At 50.9% G+C, this 15,426-nt stretch carries 12 protein-coding genes; 3 read left to right on the plus strand and 9 right to left on the minus strand.

Annotated features, from left to right (window positions below):
* Window positions 1-108: 108 nt before the first annotated feature.
* On the minus strand, window positions 109-1,161 hold the full coding sequence (locus MRBLPE1_RS22555; RefSeq protein ID WP_364149541.1) for a Gfo/Idh/MocA family protein: 1,053 nt from the start codon (window positions 1,159-1,161) through the stop codon (window positions 109-111).
* Window positions 1,162-1,192: 31 nt separating this feature from the next.
* Complete coding sequence (locus MRBLPE1_RS22560; protein ID WP_364149542.1) at window positions 1,193-2,080, minus strand: sugar phosphate isomerase/epimerase family protein; 888 nt, start codon at window positions 2,078-2,080, stop codon at window positions 1,193-1,195.
* Between the two features lie 125 nt (window positions 2,081-2,205).
* On the opposite strand from MRBLPE1_RS22560, the gene MRBLPE1_RS22565 reads away from it, so the two are divergent.
* The gene (locus tag MRBLPE1_RS22565; RefSeq protein WP_364149544.1) at window positions 2,206-3,090 is read left to right on the plus strand and encodes a helix-turn-helix transcriptional regulator; all 885 of its coding nucleotides are present in this window, start codon (window positions 2,206-2,208) and stop codon (window positions 3,088-3,090) included.
* Window positions 3,091-3,215: 125 nt separating this feature from the next.
* Complete coding sequence (locus tag MRBLPE1_RS22570) at window positions 3,216-4,136, plus strand: DUF4358 domain-containing protein (protein ID WP_364149546.1); 921 nt, start codon at window positions 3,216-3,218, stop codon at window positions 4,134-4,136.
* A gap of 82 nt (window positions 4,137-4,218) precedes the next feature.
* Here the strand turns inward: MRBLPE1_RS22570 and MRBLPE1_RS22575 are convergent, their stop codons facing one another.
* Window positions 4,219-6,108: a beta-L-arabinofuranosidase domain-containing protein gene (locus MRBLPE1_RS22575; RefSeq protein ID WP_364149547.1), complete on the minus strand. Its 1,890-nt coding sequence runs from the start codon at window positions 6,106-6,108 to the stop codon at window positions 4,219-4,221.
* Window positions 6,109-6,297: 189 nt separating this feature from the next.
* Between MRBLPE1_RS22575 and MRBLPE1_RS22580 the strand changes: the two genes are divergently transcribed.
* Complete coding sequence (locus MRBLPE1_RS22580) at window positions 6,298-7,164, plus strand: helix-turn-helix transcriptional regulator (protein WP_364149548.1); 867 nt, start codon at window positions 6,298-6,300, stop codon at window positions 7,162-7,164.
* 19 nt (window positions 7,165-7,183) lie between these two features.
* On the opposite strand, the gene MRBLPE1_RS22585 is transcribed toward MRBLPE1_RS22580, so the two are convergent.
* The 6 genes from MRBLPE1_RS22585 to MRBLPE1_RS22610 all read right to left on the minus strand — a co-directional run bounded on the left by MRBLPE1_RS22585 (window position 7,184) and on the right by MRBLPE1_RS22610 (window position 15,221).
* The gene (locus MRBLPE1_RS22585; protein WP_364149785.1) at window positions 7,184-8,356 is read right to left on the minus strand and encodes a sugar ABC transporter permease; all 1,173 of its coding nucleotides are present in this window, start codon (window positions 8,354-8,356) and stop codon (window positions 7,184-7,186) included.
* 2 nt (window positions 8,357-8,358) lie between these two features.
* Window positions 8,359-9,882: a xylose ABC transporter ATP-binding protein gene (locus tag MRBLPE1_RS22590; RefSeq protein WP_364149550.1), complete on the minus strand. Its 1,524-nt coding sequence runs from the start codon at window positions 9,880-9,882 to the stop codon at window positions 8,359-8,361.
* Between the two features lie 136 nt (window positions 9,883-10,018).
* Window positions 10,019-11,122, minus strand: coding sequence for a D-xylose ABC transporter substrate-binding protein (gene xylF / locus MRBLPE1_RS22595; RefSeq protein WP_364149552.1), 1,104 nt, complete (start codon window positions 11,120-11,122; stop codon window positions 10,019-10,021).
* Window positions 11,123-11,252: 130 nt separating this feature from the next.
* Window positions 11,253-12,803, minus strand: a complete 1,551-nt coding sequence (locus MRBLPE1_RS22600; RefSeq protein WP_364149553.1) for a response regulator — start codon at window positions 12,801-12,803, stop codon at window positions 11,253-11,255.
* Window positions 12,796-14,247 carry a sensor histidine kinase gene (locus tag MRBLPE1_RS22605; protein ID WP_364149555.1) on the minus strand — a complete coding sequence of 484 codons (1,452 nt, stop codon included), beginning with the start codon at window positions 14,245-14,247 and terminating at the stop codon, window positions 12,796-12,798. The genes MRBLPE1_RS22600 and MRBLPE1_RS22605 overlap by 8 nt, the downstream gene beginning before the upstream one ends.
* Window positions 14,244-15,221 carry a substrate-binding domain-containing protein gene (locus MRBLPE1_RS22610; RefSeq protein ID WP_364149557.1) on the minus strand — a complete coding sequence of 326 codons (978 nt, stop codon included), beginning with the start codon at window positions 15,219-15,221 and terminating at the stop codon, window positions 14,244-14,246. Before MRBLPE1_RS22610 ends, MRBLPE1_RS22605 begins: the two co-directional genes overlap by 4 nt.
* Between the last annotated feature and the right edge of the window lie 205 nt (window positions 15,222-15,426).

Raw genomic sequence — 15,426 nt, forward strand, 5'->3', positions numbered from 1 at the left:
AAATTGAAAACTCTCATCTCTCCAAAAAAAGAAAGTATCCCCCGCGGCTTTGCCGCTTTGGAGATACTCTCTGCTAATCCTATCTAAAACAATTCTCTGCGGCTGCCGTTACTTCAGTGCCGCTGCATCCATGAAATCGGAAATCTGCACCTTGCGGCCGGTATTGGCGCTCTCAACCGAAGCGAGGACCATCGCCATACTAAAAATATTGTCGCTGCAGTCGGTTTCCGGCTTACGGCCTTCCTCTAACGAAGCAAACATATCGTCCAGGCAGCCTTTATGCCCGGTGTTAACCATATCAGGAAGCTGGGTTTCTACTCTCTCGTAGTCCCTGATAAACTTTCCGGTCTGATCACCGGCCGCAACGATCTCCGCGTAGGGATTTCCATGCCCGTCCCAAATCGCAGTGCCGTGCTCGCCGGTTACCCGCCATGATGCTTCCCATGAGGTAAGTACGCCTTCCGCGCACCAGGATCCGCGATAATTAAACACGGACCCGTCAGACATTTCGAAGATACAGATCGCCATGGCATTGCCTGCGTACCAGGAGCCGGGAGGATTAAACTCTTGGCAATATACCGAAACCGGATTTGCTCCCATAATATATCTTGCTTGGTCAAACGTATGAATCGACATGTCGAGAAGCAGAGGACTATCCATTGCATCGCGGAAGCCGCCGAAATGGGCGCCTAGAAAGAAGTCTGCGCCAATAAACCCCGGCTTACCGATTACGCCCTCCGAGAGCAACTGGCGCAATGCGCGAATACGCGGATCGAACCTGCGGTTTTGCATGACCGCATGCGTCCTGCCCAGCTCGTTCGATAACTGAACGATTTCGTTGCAGTCATTCATCGTTTCGGCAAGCGGCTTCTCGCCAAACAAATGGCAACCGCTCTCTAAAGCAGCTTTGCTTATCGTATAGTGGCTTGCCGGAATGGTAACATCAAACACCAATGTGGCACCCGTCTCCGCGATTGCTTGATTAATATCGGTAAAGACGGGACAGGCAAGCTGCTGCCGGTCAGCCATGGCTTGCGCAAATTCCATTTTGATATCCACGAGCCCGACGATTTCCGTATCTGTTCTTTGCTTGGCGTATTCCACCCATGTATTTGCCATGCCGCCGCAGCCGGCGACGACGACCCGATGCTTGATTGTCATCCTAATCTCTCCTCGCGTTCACTCTGGATTATTAAACGGGATTTGGAACAAAATCGCCGCCGCGGCAGCGCTTCAAATAGTTCAATGCATGCACTTGCCCGGTCATTTCCAGCTCGTCCTTATAAACGGGATCATGCCAGCCTTCAATATCGATCGTGCCTTTATAGCCGTTTTGTCTCAAAATAGAAATAATATCCGTCCAGTTCGTATCGCCAAAGCCCGGCGTACGATGCCATACAAATTGCTGCTTGCCATGGACGCCATGCTCTCTAACAATGTCCCATGCAATGGTTGCATCCTTGCCGTGCACGTGGAATACTTTATTCACCCATTTGCGAAGCTGCGGAATGGGCTCAATCAAGCTCACCATCTGATGGCATGGCTCCCATTCCAAGCCGATATTGTCTTCCGGCACGGCGTCAAACATAAGCTCCCAAGCGGTCGGGTTGTGCGCGATATTCCAATCGCCCGTTTGCCAGGTGCCGCCCATATCGCAATTTTCAAAAGCAATCCGCACGCCTTTATCCGCTGCTCTGCGCGTCAGTTCGCCGAACACTTCCTTGAACTTCGGAATCGATTCATCGATCGGCCGGTTCGTAATGCGTCCCGTGAAACCGGATACAATATCGGCTCCGAATAAATGGGCATGATCGATAAGGCGCTCCCAGCTTGCAAGCGTATCGGCATTATCGCCCGCGCCTGTCAGCGGATTACCGAATACGCTTACAGCCGGAACGACAAAATCATGTTCATCCGCAAGCGCTCTTACCCGCTTCGCCATTTCAACCAAATCCGTCTTGCCCGTCGTTTGCCAGAACGTTAGATTAAAGGATTCGAAGCCATGCTTTACAATTTGCGGAATGACATGATCTGCGTTGCCCCCGCCTACTAATGTTCCGATTCGCAATTTGTTTTCCACTGTTGAATATCACTCCAATATTGGCTTATAGTATTCGTAACAACTCCATTATAGCTAGGAGTTTTGCAGATTACTCTATACAATCTTGCGCAATACTAGTCTAATCTTGTGGTGGTGAACAGGAGATGTCCTATCCTAAGGAACTGCGGGAAAATACCCGTTTGGAGCATAAAAGTTATCCGATACAGCTGTTTCAAAATCACTGCCATGATGTCAAGCCGAATGACTGCATCCTCTATCTGCATTGGCATGAGCATTTCGAAATTATCGTCATGCGGCAAGGCAGCGCGTTGTTTCATATCGACAGCAGGCCATACGTTGTCAATGAAGGCGATGTCATTATCATCCCTGGCGGCGGACTGCATGTCGGCTACGCCCTAGGCTATGGGCATATTTATTATGATTGCGTCGTCCTGAACGCTTCCCTCTTCAATGATTGGGTTCATGATCCTGTGCACGCGCAGTTTGTTGCCCCTTATCTGGAGGGCCGTCTTCATTTTCCAGTCAAGCCAACCGAACAAGAGGAAAGCTGCCGGCGCTATTTCCCTTTGCTCGATGAAGCGGTGGCCGAGCTCGCGGCAAAGCCGCCCGCTTATCAGCTTGTCGTAAAGTCTAAGCTGCATGCATTATTTACGCTGCTCTCCCGCACCTTTCTCGAGCGCCAGCTCGCTGGCAAACCGGCCGAGCCCTACTTTGTCAACCGTGACCGGTTTAAACGGCTCATCCAGCGAATCGAGTCCGATTTTTGCGAGAAAATATCGATCGAGCAGGCTGCGAAGCAGGTCAGCTTGAATCCTTACCATTTTTGCAAGCTGTTCAAAAAGCTGACTGGACGTACGTTCGTCGAATATGTAAACGTCAGCCGGATGAACGAGGCCGAGCGCCTGCTTCGAGAGAGTAACGATACGATAACCGAAATCGCCGCAAAGGTCGGATGCGAGAATCCGAATTATTTTACGAAGCTGTACAAGCAATATAAAGGAATGACGCCGTCACAGGCACGGAAATAGCTGCATAATACAGTGATTTCCTAATGTTTATCGCATGGAAAAATGTCGTAAATCGTCAAAATAGCAACTTTTGTCCCTCTTCTAGCGTCTACATTTAATAACGACGTTTAAATGGGGTTAATATGATGTTTAAGCTAAAAAAGAAATATTTATCCATTGCTTTATTGGCTGTAGCCGCAGCAGTCATCTCGGCTAGCTGCAGCAATGCAGGCAACCAGCCGGAAAATAGCGATAGCTCCGTAAATATATCTCCTCAAGCCGGTGAATCGGACGAGCCGCGGAAGACCGCTCCGACTGAAGAACCTGAAGCTGCCGTTTTGCCTACGCCGGCTGTGACGGAAGAAGCAGCAGCCTCGCCGGCTCCGACGGAATCCGCAGCTGCGGCTAAGCCGGCTGCCACCGATAAGCCGTCAATTGAAACGTACGGGAAACCGGAAGCGACTGCGAAGCCAACGAAAAAACCCGCTGCTTCGCCAAAGCCGTCACCTATAGCAGAGCCGACTAAGAAGCCAGCCTCAGCTACAGCGGCTCCTACGCTGAAGCCAAGCGTGAAGCCGACAGCAACGCCCAAACCGTCACAGCTCACGATGGCGACTCCGTCGCCTACGCCAAAGCCGACGACTAAGCCTGATCCGGAGAACCCGTCCGCGGAATTTACGGTTGCCGATATCGCGGCCAAATTAGCAGCCGATGCCGGACTTGGGCCTCTCAAACCCGTGGAGGGCGATCAGATCAAGGAGACCTATGGCATCGACACGGAAACACAGCTGGTCGACGGCATTTTTTATCAACCCAAGATGGTGATCCAAGCCGGTGAATTTTCGGTTGTGCAGCTGAAAACGGATCAAGACTACGACGACGTCAAAGCAGCTTTCGAGAAGCGCGCCGAAACGGTGAAGAAAACGTACGAATCCTATCTGGAGGATCAATATGAGCAGGCACAAAACTACCAGATTATCCGGAACGGAAACTTTGTCCTATTCTCGATAACGCCTGATCAGAAAAAAACGGCAGAAATCTTTAATGGCTTCTTTAAAAAAGAATAGACCGTCTATACAAAAAAAGACTCCTTACAGCCTTTGGGCTCTAAGGAGTCTTTTGGTTTGACCATGCAAGGATGACGGCTGCTTACGGATGCCTTGCAACCGGCTTTCGCTGTCCAAGAAGCGGGAATTCTCCGATGCGCAGCTTAGCGCTTCCGTAAGGGACCAGCTCAAGCTCCTTCGTCGGCTGCCCCTCGGTATTCGGGTTGAGCGGCGGCGTACCTGCATTATTGCCTTCCATTCGCCAGTCGCTCACCAGCTTGCCTCTCGCTTTCAGGCGAACCGGTGCAGCGGATGCATCGAAAGGCTGATAAGGAATGGCTTCGCTGCTCACGGTAACCTCGAAGTCCGTATCAGCCAGCAAGCCGTATTTCCATGCAGAGGCCGGATAAACCTCCCAATCATGGAACCTTTCGCGCTCACGCAGCAGCTGCCAATTTTCCGCGATTGGCAAAGCATACACAAGCGGTCCGCGTTCAACGCTTATCGCGTATAGATTGCGGGAAACGGTGCGCACCTCCATCGGCAGCTGGAGCAGCAGCTTATCGCCGCTATTCCATTCGCGCTCAATTTTTGCATATCCTTTCACCCTCTCCAGCACGACCCGCTCGCCGTTCACAAGCAAGCTAGGCTCCGCGCACCACTCCGGCACACGCAGTGAAATGCCAAACGTCGCAGACCGATCCAAGCGAAGCTCAATCGCAACCGAATCCCGGAATGGATACTCACCGCTTACGCGAACTTCGATTGCTTCCCCGCCCGCAACATACGTTTTTACATGGCAAGGCGCATAGGATACAGCGGCCAGGCCGCCGCTTGCATCCGTCATCCATAGATGCGAAACCAGCTTCGGCCAGCCCTGATGCATATTTGCCGTACAGCAGCCAAAGTTAGGCTCTAAGCCAAACAAATTCGCGTCTGCGCCGTTGCTCCAATTTCTTGGTGCTACGTTGCACATCATTTGGTTCACCTGCTGATCATATTGATGAGAGGTCCAGTCCTTGGAAATCGTTGCCGGCAGCGCGTTAAATGCCACCTTTTCCAAAATATCGCCGAAGCGCCCTTCGCCAAAAATCCGGGTAAGCTGTTCCATGGAATACATGTACTCCACTACCGCGCAAAGCTCGACGCCTTGGCTCGGATGCGTGCCTGATAACCATTCATCGCCGGAGAACATGCCATGCGCCTGCCCGTGATAGGTCATCAGGCTGTCGATACCGCGATGGACCGCATCGCGCTGAAGCTCTTCTCCGGATAACTCATAAAGTATGCCGGGCGTTTTGATTCCCATTGCCACGTTGACGACATGGGTCCGCCAATCCCATTGTTCGACCTTTCGCCAGAAAGGGAAATCATGAAAGATATCCGTCCAATCTAATGTCTGGCCCGCAACGATGTCGGCCAGCTTCAGCAGCTCATTGTCACCTGTTTTTTTGTACACCCACAGAATACATAGCAGCATTTCTGATCCGCGCGACTTTGCCCACCCGCTCAGCGGTATTTCTTCGATTGTAGCGCGTACATATCCAAGAAATTTGCTCAGAAACGGGACAATCCGTTCGTCTCCCGTCGCCTCTTCAAACTGCATCATCACCTTCAGCATAATCATGAAATGCCACCAGTCATGCTGCTTATCGACGTCATTGTTTACCGTTTCGATGCGAGCCGGACCAAATGAACCGTTCTCCTGCTGGCTTGCGAGCGACCATTCTACCCATCGGTTCGCTTTGGCAATAAGCTTCTCGTCGCCCAATATATAGGCTAGCGGCAGCAGCCCGTCCACATAATAAGGTCCGCGCTCCCAGCTCTCGCCATTTCCGCCGATCCAGCCGTTATTAGGACCCACGTCTTCCCAGTGCTCCTCCAAATGGCCTGTTAATCCGTCTGCTTGTATCCGAAGCTGATTGTACAGCCAGCCTTCAGCCTTAATGCTCCCTAACGGCAGCGCTTTAAATGCTTCATGTAATTTACTCATGCTTCATTCTTCACTCCCTTTGCCGATATGTTTACTACCCGACTATAACACGCGGAAAGGGCTTGCTTGGATAGCTGATCCCAACTACTTTTTATCTAATCACAACATCAAACATAATCGATAGCTTTGCGCATAAAACCATAATCGCTTATGATTATCCCAATAGATTGCAGCAAGGAGCGAAGGGGAATGTTCCAATTCATTTGTCCGCCTATGCCTCATTACATTGATGGGGGCGAAGATACCTACCCGGTTCAAGGCAAGCATGCCGATCGTTCCCTCATCGGTGTCTTCGATCTCATATTCGTCACTAGGGGCTGTTTATATATGGAGGAGGAAGAAATACCGCTCCATATTTCGGCCGGTCAATTCGCGATTTTGCGTCCCGACCGTTCCCACCGATCAACGATGCCGTGCAGCGAGGAAACCCATTTTTACTGGCTTCACTTTCAAACGGTCGGGGAATGGAGCGAATCGCCAGAGAAACTTCCTTTTGCATTAGCAAGACAGAGCCAGCCCTATGCCCATATTGATTATTTTCCGTTTCATCTTCCAAGGCACCGGTCCCTGCAATCGCCGCTAGCCATTGAGGCCCAAATGCGCGAGCTGCACCGGCTGCGCGAGCAGCCCTCCGCTCATTCGCGCTGGAAGCAGCAGCAGCTTTTTCACGAGCTGCTTCAGCATCTCCAGGAGGAAAGCGGAGCCGCTGCCGACAGTCCGCAGCTTCAAATTGCCGAAGCCGCGGCTTTGTACCTGCGCCGGCATTATCAAGATCCGCTCAAGTATAAGCAGATGGCGGAGGAGCTCCATTTTCACCCCAACTATATTGCCATTTGCATGAAAAAAACGTTCGGCTGCACTCCACTCGAATATTTAACAAGCCATCGGATCGAACAGGCCAAGCGTCTTCTCATCCATACGGATGAGCCGGTTGGCAAAATAGCCGAGGACACGGGCTTTGGCTCCTTTCCCTATTTCGTCCGGTGCTTTACCAAGCACGCGAATACCAAGCCAAAAGCGTTTCGGATGCAGTACCGCAGCAAGAAACCGGAATAAAGCCTTAACCACTTGCACGCTAGACCTTTTTCCGCTGCCTTGTATAAATATCGACGTACACCGCAAGAATCAGAATTCCACCTTTGACGATATACTGCCAAAAGGATTCTAAATTCATTAAGCTCATGCCGTTATCCAGGCTTGCCATGACGAGTGCACCGATTATGGCTCCCGCAATGGTGCCGGTGCCTCCCATCAAGCTTGTGCCGCCAATTACGCAGGCTGCGATAGCATCAAGCTCATAGTTTTGACCGGCGCTCATCGTTGCCGCATTCAGTCTTGCCGTCAGCACAAGCGCGGCAATCGCCGCTAATGTATTGCACAGCACAAACACAAGCAGGATTCGCCGCTTAATGTTGATTCCGGATAAACGCGCCGCTTCCGGGTTGCCGCCAATCGCATAGACCTGCCGGCCAAACGTCGTATTTTTCGCGATGAAGGTAAAAATGAGCGAGAGAACAATAACCATCACAAAGGGAACCGGGATGCCCTTATAGCTGTTCATTAAATATACAAAGCCGATGACAAGGGCGCCGATCACGCCTAAACGGAGAATGCTTACCGCAAACGGCTCGACATCGAATCCGAATTTAGCTCTTGCTGTCCGCTTCCGCATGACCATATAGCCGGCAACCGCCAATGCCGCAATTCCAAAAATCCACCCGATAAGGTCTCCTACATACGATTGTCCGATCGCTTTCACGGAAGGCGTCAGCGGAGCAATCGTCACGCTGCCGGTCGTTCCGAACAAAATGCCGCGGAAGATAAGCATTCCGCCTAAGGTGACGATAAAGGCCGGCACCGCCCGGTATGCAATAATCCACCCCTGTATGAATCCGATAGCAGCGCCAATGGCCAGCGTAGCTAGAATAACCGGTATCGTATTCCACTCGTACCAGACATTTAGGATCGCGGCGATCCCGCCAGTCAAGCCGACCAGCGAACCCACCGATAGGTCAATTTGGCCCGCAACGATGACCAGGACCATTCCAATCGCCAAAATGGAGGTAACCGACATTTGCAAAAATAAATTCGAAATATTCGTCGGCGATAAAAAACGGTCATGCAGCAGCGAAAACAATACCCAAATGGATATTAAGGCTCCAATCATCGTATAAGCGCGCGCATCGAATTTGAACCAATTCGGACGCTGTTTCGTTTTGCCCGGACTGAATACGGTTTCTTGATTCATGCTCATCTTCCTTTTCCTCCCGTTGCGGCGGTCATAATCAGTTCTTGCGTTGCTTCTTCCGCCAGAAACTCCCCGGTTTGCCTGCCTTCGGCAATCACAATAATTCGGTGGCTCATCCCAAGCAGCTCCGGAAGCTCCGACGATACCATAATGATGGATACGCCCTGCTTGATTAAATCGTTCATGATCGTATAAATTTCAAATTTGGCTCCCACATCGATTCCCCGTGTCGGCTCATCCAGGATAAGAAGCTTGGGGGCAGTCATCAGCCATTTGCCGATAACTACCTTTTGTTGATTGCCGCCGCTTAACGTTCCGACGATCGTCTCCACCGAATTTGCTTTTACCCGGAGAGAACGTAAATACTGGTTACCAGCCGCAATTTCCTCATTATGGCGAAGGATGCCGCTTGCGGATATCGAACCAAGGCTCGCAAGGCTCACGTTGCTTTTCACGTCCATCCCCAGCACGAGCCCGTATTTTTTCCGGTCCTCCGATACGAGCGCCAAGCCTGCTTTTATCGCTTGCTGGGTATTTTTAATCTTCACCGGTTTACCTTCCATTTCAACCGTTCCATAGCTTTGACCCGCGTACGATCCGAATAAGCTCATCACCAGCTCTGTGCGCCCCGCTCCCATCAAACCGGCTATGCCCAGTATTTCCCCTTTGCGTACCTCGAAGCTGAGATTGTCGATCACCTTCTTGCCCTGCCGTTCCGGATTCATGACCGTGTAATCCTTCACCCTCAGCACGACCTCGCCCGGCTTTGCTTCCATCCGCGGGAATCGCTCCTTGAGCTCCCGTCCGACCATAAGCGAAATCACCTTGTCCTCATGAATATCCGAAATGTTGTAAGTTCCGACCGATTGTCCGTCGCGCAGCACCGTGACCGTGTCGGCTACGGCAAAAACCTCGTTTAGCTTATGAGAGATATAAATGCAGGTAACGCCGCGTTTCTTGAATTCCTGCAGGATTTGGAGCAATATATCAACCTCTTGCTCTGTCAAAGCGGCGGTCGGCTCGTCTAAGATAAGAATATTCGCCTTCTTGGACAGCGCCTTGGCAATTTCGATCTGCTGCTGCTTGCCGATGCCCAGCTCTCCGATTAATTGTTCCGGGTTAACGTCAAGGAGACCGACCTCCTTCAGCCATTTTTCGCTCTCCTTGAATACCCGCTCCCAATTAATAATCCCGAAGACAGCCGGCTCCTTGCCGAGGAACAAATTCTCGCCTATTGACAGATCCTTGACCAGAGCAAGCTCCTGATAGATGATGGCAATGCCTGCTTCTTCTGCATCCTTTATTTTCATGAAGCGTCTTTCTTCCCCGTTGATTAGAATTTGGCCTTCATAAGTGCCATGCGGGTATAATCCGCTGAGCACCTTCATTAAGGTTGATTTGCCGGCTCCGTTCTCGCCGCAGAGCGCATGCACCTCGCCCTTTTTCACCGAAAAAGTAACATCATTCAGCGCTTTAACGCCTGGAAACTGCTTCGTAATATTGCGCATCTCTAATGCCGCCGTCATCTCATGAACCCCTCCGTAGTCAAGCGTTTACGGCTGCTGCCGCCCAAATGAATCTGATCATTGTTTCTATAGAAACAAAAAGGGGAAGAGCGTCATGGCACCCCATCGCTTCTTCCCCCGCTTTGCCCAATTGCTGCTACTTCACATTTTTGTATACATCTTCCTTGGAATGGAAGCCGTCTGCGATAACCGTAGCGTCTATATTCGTTTTATCAACCGCTTTCGGTTCAAGCAGCACGGATGGCACATCGATTTTCCCGTTGTTGACCGTTTTGTCTGCGGCGACTTCCTCGCCTTTGGCCATCTTTACCGCCAGCTCAGCCGCTTTTTCCGCCAAATCCTTAATCGGTTTATAAACGGTCATCGTCTGCGTGCCTTCCACGATCCGCTGCGCTGCCGCGAGCTCGGCATCTTGTCCGGATACCGGTATTTTTCCGGATAGCCCTTGCGCGGCAAGCGCCTGAATGACACCGCCTGCGGTACCGTCATTGGCTGCCACAACCGCATCGATTTTGTTATCGTTCGCGGTGAGCGCGTTTTCCATATTCGCCAGCGCGTTCGCCGGGTTCCAATCCTTCGTCCATTGGTCAAACACAACCTCAATGTCGCCGCTGTCGATGAGCGGCTGCAAAATATTAAAGGCGCCTTTCTTGAATAAATGCGCATTGTTATCCGTCTCAGAGCCGCCGATGTAAACGAATTTGCCTTTTGGCGCCAGCTTAACGATCGCCTCTGCTTGCATTTCGCCCACTTTCTCATTGTCGAAGGAAATGTACAGATCCAAATCCGAATTTTTAATTAATCGATCATAAGCAAGCACTTTAATGCCGGCAGCGTGGGCTTTCTCCACAATGGCAGCCGTCGCTTCCGCATTATGCGGAACCACGACCAGCACATCCACCCCTTGGCTGATAAGATTCTCTGCTTGCGAGATTTGTTTCGCATCGTCGCTGTTGGCTGCCTGAACCTCAACTTCTGCGCCAAGCGCTTCTGCCGCGGCGATGAACAAATCGCGGTCGCGCTGCCAGCGTTCTTCCTGCAGCGTATCAAGAGAGAAGCCGATGACTAACTTATCATCGCCTGCTTTAACGTCGTTTGCTTCGGCTGTCGATTCTGTATTGTTCGACTTGGCGCCTTCATTTCCGCTGCTGCTGCCGTTTCCGCTTGAGCAAGCCGTCAAAACGAGCACCAAAGCCAATACAAACGATACTGCCCCGCCTCTTGTAAACCTTTTCCCCATTTTCTTCGCTCCCTCATTTTCCAAAATGTAACTGCTTACATTTACAAATATAGCACGGTGCCGGAAGCCGAGGGCGCTGTTCTTCCAGCACTCTTTTGCCATCGTCTGTACTTTTTTAAGATGGCAGGAATCATACGTTTCGGTGTCCGAAAATCACTTTGCGGTATTCCGACGGCGTTGCGCCGCAAACCTTTTTGAATACCTTGCTGAAATAATTGGGATCGTTATAGCCGATCTCGAACGAAATTTCTTTTAAGCTGCGCTCGGGGTCCCCCATCAGCTTCTTAGCTTTCTCGATTCTGCATTCCGTCAGAAAATCAATATAATTGATGCCTTCATGGTCCTTGAACATTTTGCTCATGTAAAAAGGGCTCAGCCCGATTCTCAGCGCCATGCCTTCAAGCGTAATATCCTTTTCCGAATTTTCAATGATATACTGTTTCATTTGCCGGGCAGCATCCGGCTGCACGCTGCTTTGGTAAGCTGCGATACAGGAAACAAGCTTGCCTATCAGCCCTTCCGTTTCTGCCCTAAGCTGTTCATACTGCGTGACCTGAAAGGAAAATAACGGCTTTTCCACTTCTATCCCCATCTCCCCGGCCACGCGGGCTATCATCCATAATCGTTCTAAAACCTCCTGCGCCGAACGCGTAAGCGGGGTTTGCTGCCGATCATGCTTGGCAAGCAGCGCCATGACCGCTTCTCTTACCGACTCCCACTTTCCTTGGCGTATATGTTCGATAAATTGTTTTTCCGATTCTTTGCCTTGTTTGTCGCTTGACGAAGGGCGGTCGGCCTCGGCCTCACCGTAAAAACGTTGTTTCGCTGACGGCCCCATTTGCGCCGACGCGAGCAGAGCCTCTTGATAAGACAGCTTTACATTGTCCAGCCCGGTATAGGGTCCCCCTATCCCGATTCGCAGTTCTCCCCCCGGCTCTCGCTGCCGGAGCATGAGAAGCTGCTGTACAAGGGAATAAGCTTGGGAACGATAGGTTTTGCCGGCTTCGCGAAAAACAATAATCGGAATTTGCCGCCCGGACATCGCGCCGACCCAGCCGCTCTCCGTTTGGTGGATCTTCCCTTTAACCGCGGCATACATCGCTTCCGCTTGCGTTTCGCCGGACAGCATGACGAGTAAAATAAAAGCTTCGCTCGTCAGTTCGCCTCCAAGCAGCTGCAGCATATCGCTGATATGGACATCATGGACACGGTCGAATAGAAGTTGCGTGACGACATCGGCTTCCACAAGAGGCATCATTTTCCGCAGCGCTGCCTTCTCCTCCCGTTGCTGCGCGTCAATCGTTTTTTCAAGACGGATGTCCTCGATCACTTTTCCAACGATGCTGATGATTTCGCTCGCCTTGCTGGGTTTAAGCACATAGTCTTTTACTCCCAGCTTAAGCGCTTGCTTCGCATATTCGAATGTGTCGTAAGCCGTCACCATAATAAATTTGGTCATGGGCAGCAGCGCTGCAATGCGCTCAATGGCCTCAAGCCCGTTTATGCCTGGCATCTTAACATCCATTAACACGAGATCAGGCTGCCACTCTGCAGCGGTCTCAATCGCCTTGGCTCCGTTTCTTGCCTCCGCAAATTGACAGGTTGGGAAGCCTTTGTTCAAAATCGCCTGAAGCCCTTCCCGCTCAATCTGCTCATCATCTACGATTAATAATTTAAGCATGCTTTGCTGCGCTCCCTGTCATCGGTATTTTGATCGTTACCTTCGTTCCGCAATCCGCTGCGCTTACGATATCGATTACGTCATCCTCGCCGACAAACAGCCGAAGCCGTTTGACAACGTTGCTGAAGCCGATGCCCGTAGAATGCCCGGTCCCGTCCGCATTTCCGCCTTCCGTCAAAATATGGTTTGCCTTCTCTGCCGACATGCCGGCGCCGTCGTCTTCTATTTCAATCATCGCGCGGTTGTCCTTCTCATAAATGCGAAGCGCAATGGTACCTCCGTCCTCCAGCGGCTCGACAGCATGTATGACCGCGTTCTCGATGATCGGCTGAAGGGTGAGGCACGGAAGGCATGCCGACAGACAGCGCTCATCCACCTCCAGCAAGAAGCGGAGCCGGTCCGTAAAACGGGCGCTTTGAATTTCTATGTATTTCATCGCGACGGAAAGCTCTTCCGCTAGCGTAACGGAACGGTCCAAGCGGCGGAGATTATAACGCAGCAGTCCCGCTACATTCGCGATAAGATCACTCGTTTCCTCCGAGCCTTCCAGGTATGCTTTTTTGGAGAGGGTATCTAAGGTGTTAAATAAGAAGTGAGGGTTGATTTGGCTTTGCAGGCTGATCAGCTGACTCTCCTTAAGGAGCAGCTTGCTCTGCTGCAGCTCGCTCTCGAGCTGTGCCTTCTGCTGGATCTCGGAGATTAAATTGTTGATATTCACGCGCATACGGTCAAAGGTTTTGGCGAGGAAGGAAATTTCGTCGTTGGAGAATATCTCTATTTGTTTATCGAAGCGTCCCCGTGACAGCTCCTTGGCGGCGATCGTCAGCTTCTGGATCGGCTTTGTTATGCTGAGCGAAAACCAATAAGTAAATAGGAGCATGATAATCGTAATGAAGGAGAGCAGCCATATGCCCAGCCGCTTAAGTTCCGTACTCTGTTCGATAATACCGCGGTAGAACGCATCATAGGTCCGTACCTCTTTGTCGATCAGCGTAATCGTAGTCTCGGCGATATACTTATCGATACGGGCAGCTTCCTCGAATTTTTCGGCCGATTGCTCCGCGCTGCCTTGCTCCAGATACATAACCGACAGATCAGCAGAGGCCACCAAGCTGTCAATCATATTCACATAGCTTGCGAGCGTAAAAGCATTGTCCTGATTGCGCAGGCTCACCGTTTGCAGCTTTGCCATCATCATGCTTTCCTTGTTCAGATTAAGCTTAGCCAGTTTGAGCTCCGACGGCTTCTGCAAATAATCATTTAATGAAATAATCGTTTGGTGGCTGCGGTCCGTCACCTCATTCATCCTTAAATAACGCTGCAAGATATCGTTGTACTGCTCCTGCGTTTTCTGATTATAGTAAGTAAGCACCATCCAGATGGTCACCATAATAAACAATAGGATAAGCGACATCGTCAAAATTTTCCGCTGAATGCTGTTCACTGTGCATCCTCCGCCCTTAATACCCGTATATCCGTAAAATAACCGTCAGGGTTTAGCGGAACCTGCTCGCCGGTCAGCCACTTAACCATATAAGTAACGCTTTTCTTGCCCATGGTCTCCGGGGATTGGGCGATCAATGCATCGATCTGGCCTTGCTGCATCAGCGTAAGCGTCTCCGGCGAATCATCGAAGGAATAAATATAAAAACCGCCTACCTGCATCCGTTTGCTAATTTCCTGTATGATAGACCCTGCATGCTTTGCCGTTACGGCAATAAATGCATCCGCATCCGGCTCTTCATTGAGCAGCTCGTTCGTCGCGGCCGCCACGTCCTCGCGCGAATCGCCTGCCGCTACGATCTTAGTCTCTATCTTGTCGTAAGGCCTAAGCACATCGAGAATTCCTGTCAAACGGGAGCGTTGAAAATCCTCCTGACGATCGGACACCATCAGCACTACCATTCCTGCAAAGCCCATATCCGACACAAGCTGCCTTGCGATCATACGGCCGGCCTCCAAATGATCGGAGCCCACGTAAGTGCGGCGCAAGCTCTCGTTCATCGGTACGTCATTGGCGACGGTAATTATCGGAATTCCGCTGCCCGCTGCCTTCACCTTCGTCAATTCCTTAAATTCATCCGTATCCAGCCCTTGCACGATGATTCCGTCGACCTTGGAGGCAATCGCAACCTCCATATTTTTCAAGAAATCATCTCGGTTTGACCCGTATGTGCCCCATACCTCCAAGCTTGCCCCGTACTGCTCGGCCGCTTTCCTCGCCCCCTGCTCCACCTTTGCCCAAAAAGGGGTGTCCAGCTCTTGCGTAATCAGGACGAGCCTGTAGCTGTTATCCAGTTCTGCCGTCATCACGGGCTCATTCAAGTCGGAGGAGAATACCTTAATCATCGAGGTCAATGTAAAAAATAAAATCACTAAACAGCCTGCAAATAAACTAACGATAATCGATTTGCGCAAGCACCTTTGCCTCCTGCCAACAAAATAGGAATATTTTGTGATAGCGTTTTCATATTCAAATCATAATCAATGCTTCGCTCGCTGTCTACGGGCAGAGCCAAAAGGTTAAGATCTGCCCGTAGTTAACATTCTTACAGGAATGCGAACGCAAAAAAGCTGCCTCGGTTTTTAACCGTAATGGCAGCTCTTTGCTTACGTAAATCTA

Origin of the sequence: Paenibacillus sp. LPE1-1-1.1 (assembly GCF_040676435.1) — a bacterium.
Lineage (GTDB): Bacteria > Bacillota > Bacilli > Paenibacillales > Paenibacillaceae > Pristimantibacillus.